15 protein-coding genes and 2 pseudogenes are annotated in these 17,659 nt (G+C 49.1%); 5 read left to right on the top strand and 12 right to left on the bottom strand.

Annotation, left to right across the window (positions count from 1 at the left end; all coding sequences use genetic code 11):
• Positions 1-93: 93 nt before the first annotated feature.
• Both ON063_RS03015 and ON063_RS03010 read right to left on the bottom strand, forming a co-directional pair.
• A complete protein-coding gene (locus ON063_RS03015) occupies positions 94-792 on the bottom strand; it encodes an amino acid ABC transporter permease (RefSeq protein ID WP_214692406.1) in 699 nt (232 codons plus the stop codon).
• A gap of 9 nt (positions 793-801) precedes the next feature.
• Complete coding sequence (locus ON063_RS03010; RefSeq protein WP_214760938.1) at positions 802-1,650, bottom strand: transporter substrate-binding domain-containing protein; 849 nt, start codon at positions 1,648-1,650, stop codon at positions 802-804.
• Between the two features lie 260 nt (positions 1,651-1,910).
• On the opposite strand from ON063_RS03010, the gene ON063_RS03005 reads away from it, so the two are divergent.
• Positions 1,911-2,462, top strand: coding sequence for a GNAT family N-acetyltransferase (locus tag ON063_RS03005; RefSeq protein WP_274664185.1), 552 nt, complete (start codon positions 1,911-1,913; stop codon positions 2,460-2,462).
• Between the two features lie 113 nt (positions 2,463-2,575).
• Here the strand turns inward: ON063_RS03005 and ON063_RS03000 are convergent, their stop codons facing one another.
• The 3 genes from ON063_RS03000 to ON063_RS02990 are packed head-to-tail and all read right to left on the bottom strand — an operon-like array spanning position 2,576 to position 4,387.
• Positions 2,576-3,028: a GNAT family N-acetyltransferase gene (locus ON063_RS03000; RefSeq protein ID WP_274664184.1), complete on the bottom strand. Its 453-nt coding sequence runs from the start codon at positions 3,026-3,028 to the stop codon at positions 2,576-2,578.
• Between the two features lie 15 nt (positions 3,029-3,043).
• Entirely contained in the window at positions 3,044-3,757 is a 714-nt protein-coding gene (locus ON063_RS02995; protein WP_274664183.1) for an MBL fold metallo-hydrolase, read from the bottom strand.
• A 12-nt stretch (positions 3,758-3,769) separates the two neighbouring features.
• On the bottom strand, positions 3,770-4,387 hold the full coding sequence (locus ON063_RS02990; protein WP_274664182.1) for an NUDIX hydrolase: 618 nt from the start codon (positions 4,385-4,387) through the stop codon (positions 3,770-3,772).
• Positions 4,388-4,516: 129 nt separating this feature from the next.
• Between ON063_RS02990 and ON063_RS02985 the strand changes: the two genes are divergently transcribed.
• Complete coding sequence (locus tag ON063_RS02985; RefSeq protein ID WP_274664181.1) at positions 4,517-5,023, top strand: DinB family protein; 507 nt, start codon at positions 4,517-4,519, stop codon at positions 5,021-5,023.
• Positions 5,024-5,055: 32 nt separating this feature from the next.
• Here ON063_RS02985 and parC read toward each other — a convergent pair.
• From parC to ON063_RS02970, 3 genes and pseudogenes are all read right to left on the bottom strand, one after another.
• A pseudogene (parC, locus tag ON063_RS02980) lies at positions 5,056-7,444 on the bottom strand (DNA topoisomerase IV subunit A).
• Between the two features lie 2 nt (positions 7,445-7,446).
• A pseudogene (gene parE, locus ON063_RS02975) lies at positions 7,447-9,348 on the bottom strand (DNA topoisomerase IV subunit B); the annotation flags it as partial.
• Between the two features lie 155 nt (positions 9,349-9,503).
• Positions 9,504-9,908, bottom strand: a complete 405-nt coding sequence (locus ON063_RS02970) for a CoA-binding protein (RefSeq protein WP_211782816.1) — start codon at positions 9,906-9,908, stop codon at positions 9,504-9,506.
• 341 nt (positions 9,909-10,249) lie between these two features.
• On the opposite strand from ON063_RS02970, the gene ON063_RS02965 reads away from it, so the two are divergent.
• Positions 10,250-11,311 (top strand): GGDEF domain-containing protein, encoded by a 1,062-nt coding sequence (locus tag ON063_RS02965; RefSeq protein WP_274664179.1) that lies wholly within the window; start codon positions 10,250-10,252, stop codon positions 11,309-11,311.
• Positions 11,308-12,321 carry a tyrosine-type recombinase/integrase gene (locus ON063_RS02960; protein ID WP_074034446.1) on the top strand — a complete coding sequence of 338 codons (1,014 nt, stop codon included), beginning with the start codon at positions 11,308-11,310 and terminating at the stop codon, positions 12,319-12,321. Before ON063_RS02965 ends, ON063_RS02960 begins: the two co-directional genes overlap by 4 nt.
• A 62-nt stretch (positions 12,322-12,383) precedes the next feature.
• Here ON063_RS02960 and ON063_RS02955 read toward each other — a convergent pair whose 3' ends face one another.
• From ON063_RS02955 to ON063_RS02945, 3 genes are read right to left on the bottom strand one after another with little or no spacing between them, the layout of a single operon-like run.
• Positions 12,384-13,523, bottom strand: a complete 1,140-nt coding sequence (locus ON063_RS02955; protein WP_274664178.1) for a hypothetical protein — start codon at positions 13,521-13,523, stop codon at positions 12,384-12,386.
• Positions 13,520-14,731: a hypothetical protein gene (locus ON063_RS02950; RefSeq protein WP_274664177.1), complete on the bottom strand. Its 1,212-nt coding sequence runs from the start codon at positions 14,729-14,731 to the stop codon at positions 13,520-13,522. The genes ON063_RS02955 and ON063_RS02950 overlap by 4 nt, the downstream gene beginning before the upstream one ends.
• A gap of 55 nt (positions 14,732-14,786) precedes the next feature.
• The gene (locus ON063_RS02945) at positions 14,787-15,959 is read right to left on the bottom strand and encodes a MalY/PatB family protein (RefSeq protein ID WP_274664176.1); all 1,173 of its coding nucleotides are present in this window, start codon (positions 15,957-15,959) and stop codon (positions 14,787-14,789) included.
• Between the two features lie 115 nt (positions 15,960-16,074).
• Here ON063_RS02945 and ON063_RS02940 point away from each other — a divergent pair, with 115 nt between their 5' ends.
• Entirely contained in the window at positions 16,075-16,728 is a 654-nt protein-coding gene (locus tag ON063_RS02940; RefSeq protein WP_274664175.1) for a M48 family metallopeptidase, read from the top strand.
• Positions 16,729-16,749: 21 nt separating this feature from the next.
• Here ON063_RS02940 and ON063_RS02935 read toward each other — a convergent pair whose 3' ends face one another.
• The gene (locus ON063_RS02935; RefSeq protein WP_274664174.1) at positions 16,750-17,655 is read right to left on the bottom strand and encodes a methyl-accepting chemotaxis protein; all 906 of its coding nucleotides are present in this window, start codon (positions 17,653-17,655) and stop codon (positions 16,750-16,752) included.
• Positions 17,656-17,659: the final 4 nt, after the last annotated feature.

The following is a 17,659-nucleotide window of genomic DNA, read 5'->3' as shown; positions in this document are numbered from 1 at the left end:
ATAGCATAATCGACGATTAAGGTGTGCGGAAAATCATGATTGCTTACATTCTGACGAAGATATAAAAAAGACCAACTGGCATGCGCCAGTCAGTCATCGTTTTGGAGAATCTAAATATCGTTCGAAGTGACGTTCGAGCCATTCTTGGAAAAACGACATGAACGTACAAATCGCCCAGTAAATCAAAGCCACGACGATATAGACCGTCATATAATCAAACTCACGACCCCCGACGATTTTCGCCTTATTGAAAATCTCTGGAACCGTAATCATCGCCGCAAGAGAACTCGCTTTAATCAAATCGAGAAAGACGTTCGAAAGAGGGGGGAGGGCGATCCGTGTCGCCTGGGGTAGGACGACACCTTTGAGCGTCAACCATTTCCCCATCCCGAGGGAACGGGCCGCTTCCACCTGTCCGTCATCAACCGCACGAATCGACGAGCGGATAATCTCGGCGATATAGGCGGCAGAGTTCAAACTAAACCCGAGAATGGCTGCCGTCAATGCGGCAAACTCAATTCCGATGAACGGGAATCCCGAATAGAGGATGAACAAGATGATCAGAATGGGCACACCACGCATGAACGAGATATAAAATGTCGATGGATAGCGAAGGAGTCGCGTCGGAGACAACTTCCCAAGCGCCAATATCAGACCAAGCACAAGACCGAAAAACATGCTCGTAAAGGAAATCCAAAGTGTGTTCGGTAATCCACCTAACAGATAAGGGAACGACTCGATGGCCAGGTCTACGTCAAAGATGGCGTCCCATTTGATATCTGAGAACGTCATATCATATCCTTACTTCGTCTCGACGATTGTCGCGTCCACATCAGGTTCAACCGAGACGTCCGCCCCGTTGTAGAATTGTTCTGACAACTCTTTGACCGTACCGTCCTCGAGCATCTCTTCTAATACACGGTCGATATTTTCTTGAAGCTCGTCGTTTTCGTTATCCATCAAGAATGCGACTTCTTGCGGGTTATAAGCGATATCAGGGTGAATCGTGATATCAAACTCTGGGAAGAAGGCGAGCGCAAGCGTTTGAAGATAGTAATCGTTCAAGATGACATCGGTACGTCCTGTCGAGACGTCACGCAAGTACTGGTCGTTCGTGGCGTTGTCATAGATGACTTCTTCAGCTCCGTATTGACGTGCCACGTCCATGAAGACGGTCGTCGCTTCGCCAGCGGCTTTTTTACCTTTCAAGTCTTCAAGCGATTCAATGCCTGAAAGGTCACTCTTGCGAACGATGGCTGTTCCGTATGTGTACTTATACGGTTTCGAGAAAGCAAACTTTTCCTTGCGATCTTCGGTGACCGAAATATCATTCGCCGCGACGTCGATTTGTCCGTTTTGAACGCTTGTCAACATGTTGTCAAACGCCATTTCTTTGAACTCGACTTCAAGCTCGAGGCGCTTAGCAATCTCTTTCATGAGTTCCACGTCAAAACCTGTCAACGTATCACTCTCTTCTTCACGGAAAGAAGCGGGGTAGAGCGTACCAGCCGTTCCGACTGTCAACGTTCCTTCTTCTTGAATTTCTTCCCAACGTGTCGTATCTGCTTGATTCGTGCTATCATCACCACAAGCGGCAAGTGGGATTGCTAAAAACAATGTTGCTGCCAAACCTTTTGTTGTGCGTTTCACAAGAATTCCTCCTTAGATGCTTCATCTGTCTAAAAATAGCATGAGTTCACCGGTCTAGCAACTGTGAAGCACGTATTAAACAGATTCGAATTACATTTGAAACGTTTATTCATAAAGCGCTAACATTCCTTTGAAAGCAAAATTCATTTCATTAATACAGACAACTACAATCAATGAAACAGATTCTTATTTTACATAATAAAAGAAATGGTTGAAATGAATAAATAGAGAATACTCTACAGGGAAAAGAGGCGGAGCGGATGAGTCGTATTCAACTAAAAAGACTTGAAGCGTCGCTCATTAATCAAATGAATGACACAAATGATCCATTCCCAATCATCGGTCGAATTATACCAAGTTATATAAATGGCGAATGGACATATGTTGAAGAGCTTGATTATGAGGTGAAAGAAATATCATTCCCAGACGACGAAATCAACTGGCATGCTTATATGAGTCAGGACAATCGAATCGTATATGTAGCGATGGATGTAGATGAGTGTGTAGGACAAATTCGACTCGTAAAAGATTGGAATCGATTTGCATATATCGAAAACATCGCAGTCAAAATGACGTACCGTAAGCAAGGAATCGGAAAAATGTTGCTTGAGACAGCCGAACGTTGGGCCAAAGAGAAAGAACTGATTGGATTATCTCTTGAGGCGCAGAACGATAACTTGATTGCATGTCGCTTTTATAGAAAAGAGGGATTCCAACTTGGAGGAGTCGATACAATGAAACAACACGCGAATCTACAGATTGATTTGACCTTGTATTGGTACAAGATTTTTGAAGAAGGGGGGCAATCATAAAAAGAGTATTTTCATACTCTTTTTTTATTAGTTTACATAACATATATTATCAGTAAAAATAAAGACTCATCTCATTATCTTAGTATACTTATGATAGTGAGATGAGATAAAAATTAAGAAGAGTGTGTATATCGAATTAATGTGACACCTGGTTCTGGTTCAAATTCAGCACTTCGCACAAACCCAAGTTTCGTATATAGACGCTTGGCGGGCCCGTTATGTTTGCCCGTATGCACGTATACAAGCTGTCCTCTATGAATACTCAAGACGTGCTCAAGTAGCGTCGTCGCCAGTCTCGCCCGGAAATATGTCGGATCAATACAAAGCTTTGTGATCTCCACCGTGTTTTCAGATGCTTCAATGGTGACAAATCCAATCAACCGCTCCTCGACATACAATCCATAGCTCGTACCTGGCAAGTTTTGAATGACATCAATCGTCTCATATCGTGCCGGAATCTCGTCAAATCCGAGTAATTCCGCTTCAACAGCATATGCATTCCGCTGAATCTCAAGCATCTGCTGGGCCTGTTCAAATTGATGGATTGGGATTTCTTTTAGTTGCATCGTCTCATCCTTCCATCATCGAGTAAACTTCCTTGCCTGTTTGCGTTTCGCCCGCTTCAATGCCAAATAGAGACGGTGTGTCCCTTTGAGTGGCGGACCATGCCCGACAAACGTCAGGAGTGGTGACAAATCGACCAGCCGCTCCGCACTCCCTACAGCAACGGATCGGTTCCATGTCGCAAGACCAGGCAGCGGGAACAACGGACGGACGTCCCCCGCCACTGCGGCCCCTCCTTGCGACTGAAAAGCGTCTCCGGCGAATAACACCCGATTCGTTTCATCGTAAAATGCAATTGATCCTGGTGTATGACCGCTTGCTGCAAGAACACGTAGACCGAATAGCCGCTCCCCGGGATCTAACAACGTATCTGGTGTAGAACGGATCGTCGGCAAGGAACCCCGTATCTTGTGCTCTTCTTTCTCATCTAGTGAACGGTCTCCAGATAGTAAGCGGGCATCACGCCGGGAAATGAACAGTTCTGCGAGTGGATGTGCAGCTTTGATTGCGTCTACCCCACCGACATGGTCTCCGTGGGCATGCGTCAATAAAATGGCAAGAAGCGGTTTGTCGAGTTCTTCAATATATGCCAGAATATTTGCCGCATTCCGTTTTAGCGCCGTGTCAATCAAGACGAGCCCAAGTTCATGTTCGATCAGCTGGACGTTGATCGGAAGAACGGGAGCATAAAAGGTTAGTTGGTGGATATGTCCGTATCGTCTCACTTTCATCAAAAAATCCTCCTAATCGAATAAGGTGGTCCAGTCATCTTCTTGCCAGTGCGCGTCGAAGCACATATGAATCTGTTCGAGCGTGTTTCGGGCAAGGGAGAGCTCTGGTAAATGGTCGCGTTCAAAGAATCCGACATCCGTCGTCTCTACGCCGGCAGCACCTTCCCCGTCACCAATCAATGCACACTCGATGAAGAGTTTGTAATAGTGCTCAGAAAGTGGCGGGTGTGGATGTTCGTGCATATCAAATAAGGCGAGTAACCGCACCGGAATGACATCCAAGCCGGCCTCTTCTTCGACTTCTTTGATGATATTCGCAGCAGGAGAACGGTTCACCTCACAAAAACCGCCTGGTAGTGTCCATAACCCGTCCGACCGCTCCTTGACGAGTAACAATCGGTCCCCCTTGAAGACGACGCCTCGTACATCGAGCTTCGGTGTGGGATACCCTTGAACATGGGCCAATTGTGAGATGGCCTCGTTCGATAAGTCTGAATGTCGTTCATACATCTCTTTTGCGATTTCTTGGAGCTCTTCATATCGTTCTCGGTCAAATTGATCACGTGTGAACGTCAGACCGGCCTGAGACAGCGCCTGAATCCGTTTCGCCCACGTCAGCCATTGAGACATATAGATCCCCCTATCATTTGTCCTACATGTTTCTTTCGGCAAATCATCGCGTTCTCCTTTTTAGATTTATATTCCCCGAAGACTCGGACAAGTCACGTATACTAAAAGTAAACAGAGGAGAGGTGCAGCATGAATCGTTATGAACTGACTCATTTCAAAGAAACTTTGTTACATTATTCAGAACCTGACTTACGATATAAATGCTCCCCTGCGATTTGGTCAATTGGTCAGATGTACGATCATATCATGTTGGTCGCGAATGAGTATTTAGATGAAGTCGACCATTGTCTTCAAGAAGACGGTCAACTCGGTGGAGAGAAGACACCATTCGGGGAGAAGTTGTTCCGAGAAGGTGAATTTCCTCCAATCAAAATCGAGCTCCCTCCCGAGATGAACCAACCTCCGAACAATACCGATACGAATGAGCATTTACTCGGGCGGATAACCGCCTTGATTTCAAGGATGGATGCGCTAGAAGCCCGTTTAGGCGACGCCACAGACGATCGGAAGACCTTTCACGGTGGGTTCGGCTGGTTGAATGCGAGAGAGTGGTTCGAGCTTGTCGAAATGCATACACGGCATCACCGTCGACAGCAACAAGAACTAGAAGGATGGCTAACACAAAAAGACCTGTGAGCGGCGATTATGCCGATCGACAGGTCTTTTCTTTAATCGAGATACACGTCCTCGATCTCACCGAATGAATCTTCGTCGAAGACGAACGATCCGTTGGCATAGCGATCAAGTAGCGTGAGTGTTTTTGTCTTCACTTGTTTTGCTTTCTCTTTTCCGACGATATGCAATGTCTCATCCCCATGTACAGGGAGCACACGACGGATTTGGTGCGGTTTTGATTTGACCTCACGAATGAGCATCGTTCCGCGAAGGTTGCGGTTCGTGCAATCGAACTGGTCTTCAAGTTTCATCTTCTTGACCGCTCCTCGCTGCGTCACGAGGACGAATAACGGCGGCGTAAAGAACGAGAAGGCATCGGCGACGACGTCACCGTCTTTCAAGTTCATCGCTTTCACACCGGCTGCCCGCTGTCCGACGACCGGGACGTCATCTTCTTTGAACCAGAGGCCGTATCCACGCTCGGAGACGAGGAACAACTGCCCAGGACCGTCACTGATCCCTGCGAAGACGACCTCATCGTCACCTTTTAGCTTCAAGGCCATGAGCGGCTTCGACTTCCGCTGCGCGTCATAGTCGCGTAACGGCGTACGCTTGACCATGCCATCTTTCGTCACGAAGAGGCAATGGGCGTCCGACGTCTGCCGAGATGACCTGTTCTCCCTCGATCGGGACAAGGTTGGCGACGTGCTGACCGGCATCCTTCCACTTCGACTCAGGGATCTGATGGATTGGGATGAGGAGGTAGCTCCCTTTGTTCGTCCAGACGAGCAAGTGATCTGTCGTCATTGCTTGTGTCGTGAGGAGAGGACGGTCCTTCTCCTTCATCTCCGGTAAGACGTCACTTGAGGCGCCGTATGAGCGCATCGAGGCCCGTTTGACGTATCCGTCACGACTGACGAAGACCATCGTCTCTTCAACGGCAATCATGACTTCCGTCTTCAGCTTCAATTCTTCGACTTCCGACTCGATGACCGAACGACGGTCATCCCCGAACTCATCACGTAGCGCCGTGAGTTCTTTCACGATCAACTTCCGTTTCGTCGCATCCACGTCAAGGATGTTCGAGAGGCGAGCAATCTCTTTTTGGAGCGCCTTTGCTTCTTTTTGCAACTCGACGATGTCCGTGTTCGTGAGTCGATACAATTGGAGCATGACGACCGCTTCGGCCTGGCGTTCTGTGAACGAGAACCGCTCCATCAGTTTCTTCTTCGCGTCCGCTTTATCTTTCGCGGAACGGATCAATTCGAGCGTCTCATCGAGGACCGAGATGGCCTGTTCTAAGGCATCGACGATTTCAGCGCGTTTTTTCGCCTGTTCGAGTTCAAACGTCGTGCGACGTGTGACCACTTCCTCGACGTGCTTCAAATAGGCGTCGATGATCGGGATGATGCCCATCTGTTTCGGTGTCCGGTTCACGATGGAGACCATATTGTAGTTATAGGCGAGCTGCAGGTCCGTATGCTTCAAGAAGAAGTGAAGGACGCCTTCCGCATCTGCCTCTTTCTTCAATTCGATGACGACACGAAGGCCGGTCCGGTCCGTCTCATCACGGACTTCCGCGACACCTTCGACTTTTTTGTCGAGACGGAGCTCTTCCATCTTTTTGACGAGGTTCGCCTTGTTCACTTCATACGGGAGTTCTGTGATGGTGATCTGTTCACGGCCACCTTTTAGCTGCTCAATCTCTGATTTCGCGCGGATGATGACCTTCCCTTTACCGGTCTCGAACGCCTTCAGGATACCGTCTTTCCCCATGACCGTCCCTCCGGTCGGAAAGTCAGGTCCTGTGACATACTCGAGAGCGTCTTTCGCCGTATCGACCTGACCTTTCAAGCGTGCGATGGCGAGGTTGAGCACTTCCGTCAAGTTATGCGGCGGGATTTCTGTCGCATAACCCGCTGAGATCCCTGTCGTCCCGTTCATGAGCAAGTTCGGGAGGAGTGATGGCAAGACGAGCGGCTCTTCCGTCGAATCATCAAAGTTTGGCGTATAGTCGACCGTGTTCTTCGCGATCGACGTCAGCATGACCCCAGCAATCTTCGAGAGACGCGCTTCCGTATAACGCATGGCCGCTGCCGGGTCACCGTCCATCGACCCGTTGTTCCCATGCATGTCGATGAGCGGATAGCGTAGCTTCCAGTCCTGAGAGAGACGTACCATCGCCTCATAGACGGACGAGTCACCGTGCGGGTGATAGTTCCCGATGACGTTCCCGACCGTCTTCGCAGACTTTCGGTAAGGCTTATCGTTCGTATTCCCCTCGTGGTGCATCGCATAAAGGATACGACGTTGTACGGGCTTGAGCCCGTCGCGTGCGTCCGGCAAGGCACGGTCTTGAATGATATATTTTGAATAACGCCCGAACCGGTCACCGACGACCTGTTCGAGAGATAAGTTTAAAATGTGTTGAATCGTCGACATCGTTACATCACTTCCTCAATCGCTTTAGTCACATGTTCATTGGCGATGATCGAATCATCTTCCTGGAGTCCGAAGGCGACGTTCTCCTCGATCCACTCACGGCGATGCGTGACGTTATCGCCCATCAAGACCGAGACACGCTTGTCCGCGACGGCCGCGTCGTCCACCGTGACGCGGATGAGCGTACGGGTATCCGGATTCATCGTCGTCTCCCATAACTGGTCCGCGTTCATCTCACCGAGACCTTTATAGCGCTGGAGGATATAGCCTTTCTTATATACCTTGACGAGCTTCTCGAGTGCCTCTTCGTCCCAGGCGTAGTCGAACTGCTCGGACTTGCCTTTCCCTTTTGAGATGCGATAGAGCGGTGGCAAGGCGACGAACACACGGCCCGCCTCAACGAGCGGTCGCATATAACGGAAGAAGAACGTGAGAAGGAGCACTTGGATATGCGCACCATCTGTATCGGCATCCGTCATGATGATGATCTTGTCGAAGTTGCAGTCATCCAAATCGAAATCATGACCGACCCCGGCACCAATCGCATGGATGATCGTATTGATTTCTTCATTCTTCATGATGTCCTGGAGTTTTGACTTCTCGGAGTTGATGACCTTCCCGCGTAACGGAAGGATGGCTTGGAACGTCCGGTCACGCCCTTGTTTGGCGGAACCACCGGCCGAGTCACCCTCGACGAGGAACAGTTCGTTCTTCGCGGCATTCTTCGATGTCGCCGGCGTCAATTTCCCGTTCAAGATGCTCGAACGTTTCTTCTTTTTACCGTTCCGTGCCTCTTCACGTGCTTTTCGTGCCGCCTCACGTGCCTGAGCCGCGCGAATCGCTTTTTTGATGAGCATCGTGGCCATCTGTGGGTTCTCTTCTAGGAAGATTGTCAGTTGCTTCGCCATGACGCTATCGGCACTCGCACGCGCCTCTGGGGAGCCGAGTTTCGACTTCGTTTGACCCTCGAACTGGAGGAATTCCTCTGGGATTCGGACCGAGACGATGAGTGTGAGTCCCTCACGGACGTCGCCGCCGTCTAGGTTCTTGTCCTTCTCTTTGAGCAATCCGTTCTTACGCGCATATTCATTCATGATTCGGGTCATCGCCGTCTTGGCGCCGACCTCATGCGTCCCACCGTCACGCGTACGGACGTTGTTGACGAAAGAAAGGACGTTCTCGGAATAGGCGTCTGTGAACTGGAATGCGAGTTCGATCTCAATCTCGTTCTCTGTCCCTTCGAAGTAGACGATCGGATGAAGCGTCGCCTTATCGTCATTTAAATATTGAACGAATTCAGCGATCCCATCCTCGTAATGGAACGTCTCTTGTTTATCCGTACGTTCGTCCGTCAGTGTGATCGTCAATCCTTTTAATAGGAAAGCCGATTCACGAAGGCGTTCGGCGAGCGTGTCATAGTTATACGTTGTCGTCGAGAAGATCGTTGCATCCGGTTTAAAATAAACGCTCGTCCCGGTCTGGCGCGTCTTGCCCGTCTCGAGGAGCGTCGTCTGCGGCACACCGCCGTCCGCGAATGTCTGCTCGAACACTTTCCCATCGCGATGGATGGTCACGACGACCTTGCTCGAGAGTGCGTTGACGACCGAGGCACCGACCCCGTGGAGACCGCCCGACGTCTTGTAACCGCCTTGCCCGAACTTCCCACCAGCATGGAGAACGGTGAAGATGACTTCAGGTGTCGGTTTTCCAGAGGCGTGCATCCCTGTCGGCATCCCACGTCCGTGGTCACGGACCGTGATCGCATCGTCCTTATGAATCGTCACATCGATTTGACCGCCGAACCCGGCGAGCGCCTCATCGATCGCGTTGTCGACGATCTCATAGACGAGATGGTGAAGCCCGCGATGGTCGGTTGACCCGATGTACATCCCCGGTCGTGTTCTTCATTGTAATTAAATAGATCTGTTGACATAGCAGTCACCTCAATTTCGAACACACGTTCGTTTTTCTTTCCTATTGTATAGCTGTTCATCGATTCTGGCAAGCCTCCCTTGTCAGCCGTTGCTGAAAAAAAGGAGACCTACCAAGGAGGTAGGTCTTATCCGAGTAGACGAGCATGCTCCACGTACAGGCAGCGGTTCTCGATGTAGTCGAGTCCGGCATCGCGTACGATTTGCTCTGCCTCTGGACTTGAGAGACCGAGCTGATTGAAGACGAGCCCGACATCCCCATGTCGTACCGCATCTTCCGCGACACCTGCTAAAAACTCGCTGCGACGGAACACGTCGACGATATCGATTCTACCCGGGATGCTCTCGACGGACGGATATGCCTTGCGGCCGTTCCACTCCTCGAGCATCGGGTTGACAGGGATGACGGTATACCCGACACGTAGTAAATACTCCGCAATCTGGTTGGCCGTCTTGTTCGGGTTGTCGGACACACCGACGACCGCGATGGTCTTCGCTTCAGACAAAAGTTGCTTCAAACGCTGATCATCCATCCAAAATCCCCCTTTGGTTTACGTTTACAGTGTAACGTTACCTGACTTACCGTTTCAAGTCCTATTTTCATCATAAGGTATAATGGTCCAACATTACAATTTCAAGACAAATCAATATGGTTTACATAACAAATTATTGTTTACCGTTTATTTTGCGATAAAACTTATTGTTCGATTAACCATTCGATTCAGAAACAATCATGCAACTCATAAACATTGCGTGAAATAGATATTTCACGCAATAATAAGGACGTGTTATAAGGTCTTTTCATGGATGATTTTGATGACTTTTATATAAATACAAGCGTTCTTTCGCTATACTGAATGAGAGGAGGTGTGTGATGGGAACAATTTATGATGCCCGTCGCGGAACGCTGTATAATGAACGCATCATGTTTTATGGCAACGTCATCGCTTGGTTCGTTCATGTCTTGTTCTGTCTGTTATTCTGGCGATTGGATGTGACCTCTTTGTTCATCTCTAACGGAGTGAGCGTCCTATATTACACGATTTCATTTTATTTTGTACATAAGCGATGGTACGGCATTTTCTTCACCGGACTCTTCATCGAAGTCGTGTATAACGCAATCATCTCGACTATCATTCTCGGTTGGGATGTCAACATGCATTATTTCATACTCATGATGGCCTATGGCGTCTTTTTCATGCCGAGCGTGACAAAAGGACAACGAATCTTGACGACCGCCCTCGCAATGATGATCTATAGCATCCTCTTCGTCAATGTGTCAGACGGAATGGTGACTTTGCCGCAACCTATTGAACAGGCGCTTGGGCTCTTTTGTATCCTTTCGACGGTCATGATGATTGCCGGTCTCTCTTTCATCTTTGAATCAGCCGTCGTCGAGGTGACGGATGAACTCGAGCAATCGAACGAACAATTGCAGGTTCTCGCTTCGACAGATGGATTGACCGGGCTGCTGAATCGGAAAATCGGGCACGAACGCGTCTCGGAATCCATCGAGCAGGCTAGTCGTGACGGCATCTCTTACGCCATTGCGCTATGTGACATCGACGGATTCAAGTCGTTCAATGAGACGTATGGCCACGATTGTGGAGACCGTGTCATCCAACAAGTCGCATCCATCCTGTCCTCGGTTGACGGGCTTGCCGTACGCTGGGGTGGTGAAGAGTTTTTGCTCTTCTATACGAACTCGTCTGGAGACGTTTACGCCATAACGGAACAGTTGCGACATCAAATCGAATCCACACGTTTGGAATACGAAGGTGAACAACTCCATATCACGATGACGTTCGGACTTGCCGTGCGTACACAGTTCGATACGTTAGAGGAGATCTTGAAAGAGGCAGATGATTATTTGCGTGAAGGAAAACAAAATGGAAAGAATCAAGTTAGATTCTTAAGAAAAGGAGAGGTTCAATGAGTATCTTCCGTCAACTCGGACAACGGCCGACGACAACGAACTTGAAACGGTTTGAGCTGAACGGATTGCACCGATTACCTGTGTTCATCCAACAGTTCTTCCACCACTTAGCGGCTAAGCACTACTCCAAACAGACCGCTCAACGCTATGTCTATGATGTATTGGATTTCTTCCGTTGGGTCGAACACGTGAGCGGGACTGAGTTAGAACCCGAGACAATTGATTTGGCGGCATTTACGGAAATCGATCACGCGGGTGCAGAAGCATATGCGACTTATCTCGCCCTTGAGCTCGAGAACGCCCCGAGTGTCATCAATCGAAAACTCTCCACGTTACAATCACTCTTTAATTATTTGATTGAGACAAATCAGGCCACGATCAATCCATTCCAGGCCGTGGAGCGCCCGAAGCGAGGCAAGCGGAACCCGATCTATTTGACAGAGTCAGAGTGGCTCGACTTCTCGACGCTCGTCCGCAGCAATGTCGGGATGACGAACCGTGAGGCGAGCTGGTATGAGGCAAATCGTGAACGTGACTTTTTGATCATCCAACTTCTCGGACTGACGGGTATGCGCGTGTCGGAACTCGTCGGACTCAATTGGACCGATATTAACTTCGAGACCGAGACCATCCGTGTCATCGGTAAAGGGAACAAGGAACGCCTCATCCCGATAGCAGGTCCTCTTCAGCCCCTGCTCATCGAATACCGTCAATTGTCACGTGAAGGTGCGTTATTTCAGAATGAAAAAGGGAAACGAATTGCCGTTCGTACGGTTCAACACGTGTTAAAAGGCCATATCGATCGATTGAAACCATATCTCCCTTTCTTGTCATATAAACAAGTGACACCCCATAAGCTCCGCCACACGTTTGCTACACGACTGGCGATGAGCGGAATCGATGTATTGACGATTCAACAGCTACTCGGTCATGAATCGGTGGCCACGACACAAGTGTATGCCCATATCGGTGACGAGCGGAAAAAACACGCGATATCAGGTTTGCAATAATATGTTATGTAAACTATATATCCAAATATAAACACCACCTAATAAATGGGTGGTGTTTATATTTATGTGCTCGACATGGATAGGATTAATACGGCATCATCGATGACCATATAATAGGCATTTTCATAGGCAAAGCGTTCCTCTGTCTCTAAATCGAAAATGACGACGCCGCTCGTAAGACCTTCTGTATACTCATGAACGAGATAACGACGACCGATCACGCGCTCGAACGGTTCCACATCGATATAACGTGCCCCAGTCGCAATATCGATGACTTCCGTATGCATGTCACTCTCATCTACCTTAATGAAGATTGTCGAACTGACATCGTCATATGTGAAGTCGAGCGGTTCATAGGCACCCCAGTCGACAACCGATACTTCATGTAACACATCAGGTGCCGTCAAATCATAGATGACTTCTTCGTTCAAAGAGTCGACGAACGCTGAAAATCGAAGGATACCCTCGTTCTCACCAAGGTATTGTACCGTGTCGCCTTCCCCTTGCAATCGGAGAACATCATCGAATGGCAATTCATCCCGTTGATCCCAGATCGCCTCGATCGCCTCCTCGAGCGGACACATGAGTAGCGCCTCCGAATGGTCAATCGGATCGTCCGGAGAGACTCGTCCATTGTCGAGTGCATCATAGTAGTCAAATTCATCGAGTCTGGCGTTACAGACGATATACGCGATACCCGCGAATGTCGTCGTAAACAAATACAGCTCACGGAATCGTTCTGTCTTCCCGACTAGACGCTCGTCCCGAATACGCTCACGCTGACCGGTCACCTGATCATACAACCATGCCTCATCAGACGATTCAAACGCCGTCAAAAAGAGGAAGTAACGATGATCGAGTACCCAGAATAGCGTGCTATTCCCTCTCTTCTCAAATGTCGTTACAATTTCTTCTCTCCCTGCTTTATAAGAGAACGCGATCAACTCTGTCTTGATGATTCCCTCGCCGTCTGGGATCTCGTTTAAGAAGTACACGACGTCCCCATCCACGAAGAGTTTCGAATACCCATAGTCTTCATAGGGACGACGGTTCAACTGGGTAATCATTCCGTCCTCTTCATCAAAACGATAGAGGGAGAAAGTCGTCTCATCTTTCTTTTCCCGATAGTAGACCGATGATGATGTGACAGCAATCAAATCCTCATGGTCGATCGGCATGGCACGTGCGTCCACAATTCTCATAAAGCACCTCTTTCATATCCAGATTCAGCAGGTTCGACAGTGACAAGGCCCGGTGGTCGTTTCGGGAACGTAATACGGAGATGGGCATATTCAATCACATTCTTGTGTGGATGATTCTTATCGATCCAACGAATACGCTGTTGATTCGCCAGAGCATGACCGATTTTCTCTTCCATCTGAAATTTTGAGATGTCCCGATATGCGACTTCTTGGATATACGTCTCTTCATCGGTCTCGAACTGTTGCCAAATCCCCATAATCAGTTGACCAAGTGCTGAAACCCGTCGTTCCGGTAACGTGATCGTCCCTAGCGTCTGACTCACTTCCTTGAGACATTCATTAGGGTCATCCGATACCGCAAACAATCGCTTCGCCGTATTGTTCATAACGCGATAGCGACGCTTCCCGCTCTCGAGTCTGAGTACTTGCGCATAAGGCTCAACCGGCACGCCGTGAAAGAACGTCTCTGTACCACCCCATGCGAATCCGAAGGAAGGGTCGAACTTTCGAATCATCTGCATGAACGACATCATGAAGTCCTCAACTTCTCTCCGCTCGAGTCGGAGCCATTCGGCAAGAGCGAGTGTGCCTTTGTGTTTTGAGATGCGGTCGACCGGAAAAAAGAGTTCACCGTCTGCCAGACGATGAGGCTTTAACTCGACGCCATCCGCCCGATAATCGGTCGATGGTCTCCCTCCCCTACCTGCGTAAATGACCCATTCTTCATCTGTACTCTCGATGGCATACGCCTGGTGGGCCCACGGTGGGGTGACATATAAGGCCGGATATTCCTCGAATGTGTCAAGATGGATATAGGAGCGGTCATTCCATAGGTGAGCGACGAGCCTGACGACCTCGCCCGTCTCAGAATCTTTCGGGGCGATATAGTTCCCGGTATCACCGATGAACGTCAGCACATGGAATCCATATCCGTTGTATAAATGACGTACGATTCGTTCGAACACGGCTGTCACCATCCGCTCGAATAAGGGATGGTCCTCGTTTCGGTCAAGAGTCGGCGAATCGACCGCACACATGAGCCAGCCCATCCGCTCATACAATCGGACACGGAGCGGATAAGAAATCAACGGAGAAGAGCTCGCATGAATCTCAGTCAAGCGAATATTGGACATGTTTTCGACTTGCAAGGTGAATCCACTGCGCCTTAACTGTTCCTCCATTTTTTTCTTCCAATTGATCGTCTCCATCCCATCCACTCACTTTCTCTCATCATCTCATTGTGAATTTTTCCCGATTCTCGTTTTACACAAACGCTTTTCGCTTCATTTGCGCGCTGAGACGTTGGATTGCCTCGTCTAGCAATTCGCGACGCGTCCCGATATTCATCCGTTCAAACGCTTCACCTTGAGGACCGAACGGACTACCCGGTGACAAGAAGATTCGAACGTCTTGATGTAGCCAAGACTTTCTCTCCTCTGCAGACATCGGGAGCTCCGAAAAGTCGATCCACAATAAATAGCTCGCCTCAGGACGCGCCGTACGGAGCATCGGTAGATGGGTTTCAATCGAGTCGATGACCTCGCTCATTTGTTGCTCGAGTTCTTCACGTAACTGATCGAGCCATTGCTCCGCACGTTTGTCTGTATAGGCCGCGATGATGGCTGTGTTCGCAAACGGTGTCGGGAGGACGTGATGTTTGTTCTGTACTTTCGTGATCTGTTTCCGCCATTCATCAACCGGACAGATGATGTAGGACGCAAATAATCCCGCGATGTTAAACGCTTTTGAGGGCGCACTTACCGTGATGACGCGGGGATCGAGTGAGCCGATTGCAGTATGTTTGTGAGAAGGGAACGTCAAATCCGCATGAATCTCATCTGCGACGACGATGACACCATATTGATTTGCAAGCTCGACGACCTTTTCCAGTTCTGCTCTCGTCCAGACACGTCCGACCGGATTATGCGGAGAACAGAGCAAGAAGAGCTTCGCTTGTTTCATCGCTTCCTCCAAGGCGACAAAGTCCATCTCGTAGCGTCCATCGTTCTCTTTCAACGGCGCATCGAACACCTGTCGTTTCGAACCAACGACGAGTTCATGGAACGGTGGGTAGACGGGTGACTGAATGACAACACCATCCCCGACTTCCGTCAATGCCTCAACGATATGTGTCAATGCGGGGACGACCCCACTTGAGAATAAGACATGCTTCGGATCAATCTCCATATCGTGACGTCGCCCGTACCAAGACCGAACCGCTTCCTGCGCTTCAGGCGCGAACAAGGTATAGCCGAATTCTCCTTGAGCGGCCTTCTTGGCGAGCGCCTCCGAAATAGACGGTGCTGTACGGATATCGATGTCGGCCACCCATAGCGGCAACACCTCTTCTGACAGATGGAACCAACGCTCCAACCCATCCCACTTCACTGAGTTCGTACCAGTACGTTCAAGTTGTTGTTGTAAAATTGATTTCATGTTCATCCCTCCTCCTCTTACTGTATCAAAGTTGATTCGACTGCGTGCCAAAAAAGCATGGCAGTTTCTTGCCGACTTGGTTATACTCAATCGAGATATAGAGAGGAGGTAATGGATGAACGTCAACATCGTCAGACATAAACGAAGAAAAAAAGCCGCATTTTATGTCACACCAAATGGCATCGAGCTACGTATCCCAGCACGTTTGTCAAAACGAGTCGTCGATCGCATTTTAGAAGAGCACGACTCATGGATTCGTCATACATGGCACAACCTTCCGAAACAGACGTCTGTTCTTGATGAGGGGCTCGTCTTTCATGGAAAAAGCTATCCGACCAAAAAAGATGAGGGCACGACACTCAGACATGACGGTTCCTCATTTTTCGTACCAGGGACATGGGACGAAAACACTCTGTCTAAACATTATGAGGCATGGCTACGCGAACGCGCACTTGAATATGTGACCGAGCGGGCACCGACTTACGAAAGAATCTTAGGCGTGAAAGCGAAAAAGATTCGGATCGGTCACCAAAAGACACGTTGGGGGTCATGTAGTTCAAATGGGACCATCTCCATCAACGTCCGCCTCATGCTCGCACCAAAAGAAATGATGGACTACGTCATCGCTCACGAATGGGTGCATCTCGTCCACTTCGACCATTCTGCCTCATTTTGGAACACGTTACGTACCGTATATCCAAAAACAGATCAAGCGAAAGCTTGGTTGAAGCAGAACGGTCATACATTACAGCTCAAAAAAACCGACTGACCCATCACAGGGTCAATCGGTTCACAGGTTAGAAGTGAACGTGTCGGCCGTATCATGTAACTCGGCTGCTGCCTGCTCGAACGCATGGAATCGATCCATGGTCTGTTCCATCGTCTTTGCACTCAACTGAATTTCTTGATTGGATGCGGTGACACCTTCTACAATTTTTCGTAGTTCAAAGTTCATCCCTTCCGTATTTGAATTGACGTCGACGACCGCACGTTCAACCATACGGGAGAGATTCCGCACTTCCGTCGCCACGACATTAAATCCAAGTCCATGTTCACCGGCGCGAGCGGCTTCGATGGCGGCATTCAGGGACAATAGATTTGTTTGTGCGGCAATCTCTTTGATGGACAGTGCGATTTTCGCGATATCATCTGCTTGACGACGCAAGTTCTGAAGGGCATGGAGGTTGTCCGCTGCATCTTTAGCAAGCCGTTCAATCGTCTCATTCAATACTTTCGTATCTTGCATACCCGTCTTCGCCCGTTCATCGAGCACATCGGTCATCGATTTGAAGCGATACGCATAATTCTCAATCACCTGTTGCCGCTCCGTGATATCCGATGCGATTTTGACGACACCGATGACATCATCTCCTTCAAAGATTGGCATGTACGTCGCCTCGAGCCAGATCGTCTCTCCTTTTGCATTCTCACGCTCCACTTTATCCGAGAAACTGAATCCGCTCCAAAGTTTCTCCCAAAATGCCGAATACTCTGGACTATTGACAAAGGAGGAAGGACAGAACAAATGGTGTTGCATGCCAACCATCTCTTCGCGTCTATATTTCATTGCTTTTGCGAATGTATCGTTCACATCGACGACCCGGCGTTGACGATCAAATCGAATCATCGCCATGTTCGTCTCGATGGACCGGAAAACGTCTTCTGAATGGATTACTTTTTGGTTCAATGTACTCATGAAA

This window comes from Exiguobacterium sp. B2(2022), from assembly GCF_028823655.1.
In the GTDB taxonomy this organism is placed as follows: domain Bacteria; phylum Bacillota; class Bacilli; order Exiguobacteriales; family Exiguobacteriaceae; genus Exiguobacterium; species Exiguobacterium aestuarii_A.
Note: the sequence above shows the minus strand (reverse complement) of the source record. Positions and strands in the feature narration are given on the sequence as shown.

Excerpts from the sequence above, each read along its gene's own strand:
- ON063_RS02945 (WP_274664176.1), bottom strand. The coding sequence starts at position 15,959 with ATGAAATCAATTTTACAACAACAACTTGAACGTACTGGTACGAACTCA.
- ON063_RS02940 (WP_274664175.1), top strand. The coding sequence starts at position 16,075 with ATGAACGTCAACATCGTCAGACATAAACGAAGAAAAAAAGCCGCATTT.
- ON063_RS02970 (WP_211782816.1), bottom strand. The coding sequence starts at position 9,908 with ATGGATGATCAGCGTTTGAAGCAACTTTTGTCTGAAGCGAAGACCATC.
- ON063_RS02965 (WP_274664179.1), top strand. The coding sequence starts at position 10,250 with ATGGGAACAATTTATGATGCCCGTCGCGGAACGCTGTATAATGAACGC.
- ON063_RS02955 (WP_274664178.1), bottom strand. The coding sequence starts at position 13,523 with ATGAGAATTGTGGACGCACGTGCCATGCCGATCGACCATGAGGATTTG.
- ON063_RS03000 (WP_274664184.1), bottom strand. The coding sequence starts at position 3,028 with ATGCAACTAAAAGAAATCCCAATCCATCAATTTGAACAGGCCCAGCAG.
- ON063_RS02995 (WP_274664183.1), bottom strand. The coding sequence starts at position 3,757 with ATGAAAGTGAGACGATACGGACATATCCACCAACTAACCTTTTATGCT.
- ON063_RS03005 (WP_274664185.1), top strand. The coding sequence starts at position 1,911 with ATGAGTCGTATTCAACTAAAAAGACTTGAAGCGTCGCTCATTAATCAA.
- ON063_RS02990 (WP_274664182.1), bottom strand. The coding sequence starts at position 4,387 with ATGTCTCAATGGCTGACGTGGGCGAAACGGATTCAGGCGCTGTCTCAG.
- ON063_RS02960 (WP_074034446.1), top strand. The coding sequence starts at position 11,308 with ATGAGTATCTTCCGTCAACTCGGACAACGGCCGACGACAACGAACTTG.
- ON063_RS02985 (WP_274664181.1), top strand. The coding sequence starts at position 4,517 with ATGAATCGTTATGAACTGACTCATTTCAAAGAAACTTTGTTACATTAT.
- ON063_RS02950 (WP_274664177.1), bottom strand. The coding sequence starts at position 14,731 with ATGGAGACGATCAATTGGAAGAAAAAAATGGAGGAACAGTTAAGGCGC.
- ON063_RS03015 (WP_214692406.1), bottom strand. The coding sequence starts at position 792 with ATGACGTTCTCAGATATCAAATGGGACGCCATCTTTGACGTAGACCTG.
- ON063_RS02935 (WP_274664174.1), bottom strand. The coding sequence starts at position 17,655 with ATGAGTACATTGAACCAAAAAGTAATCCATTCAGAAGACGTTTTCCGG.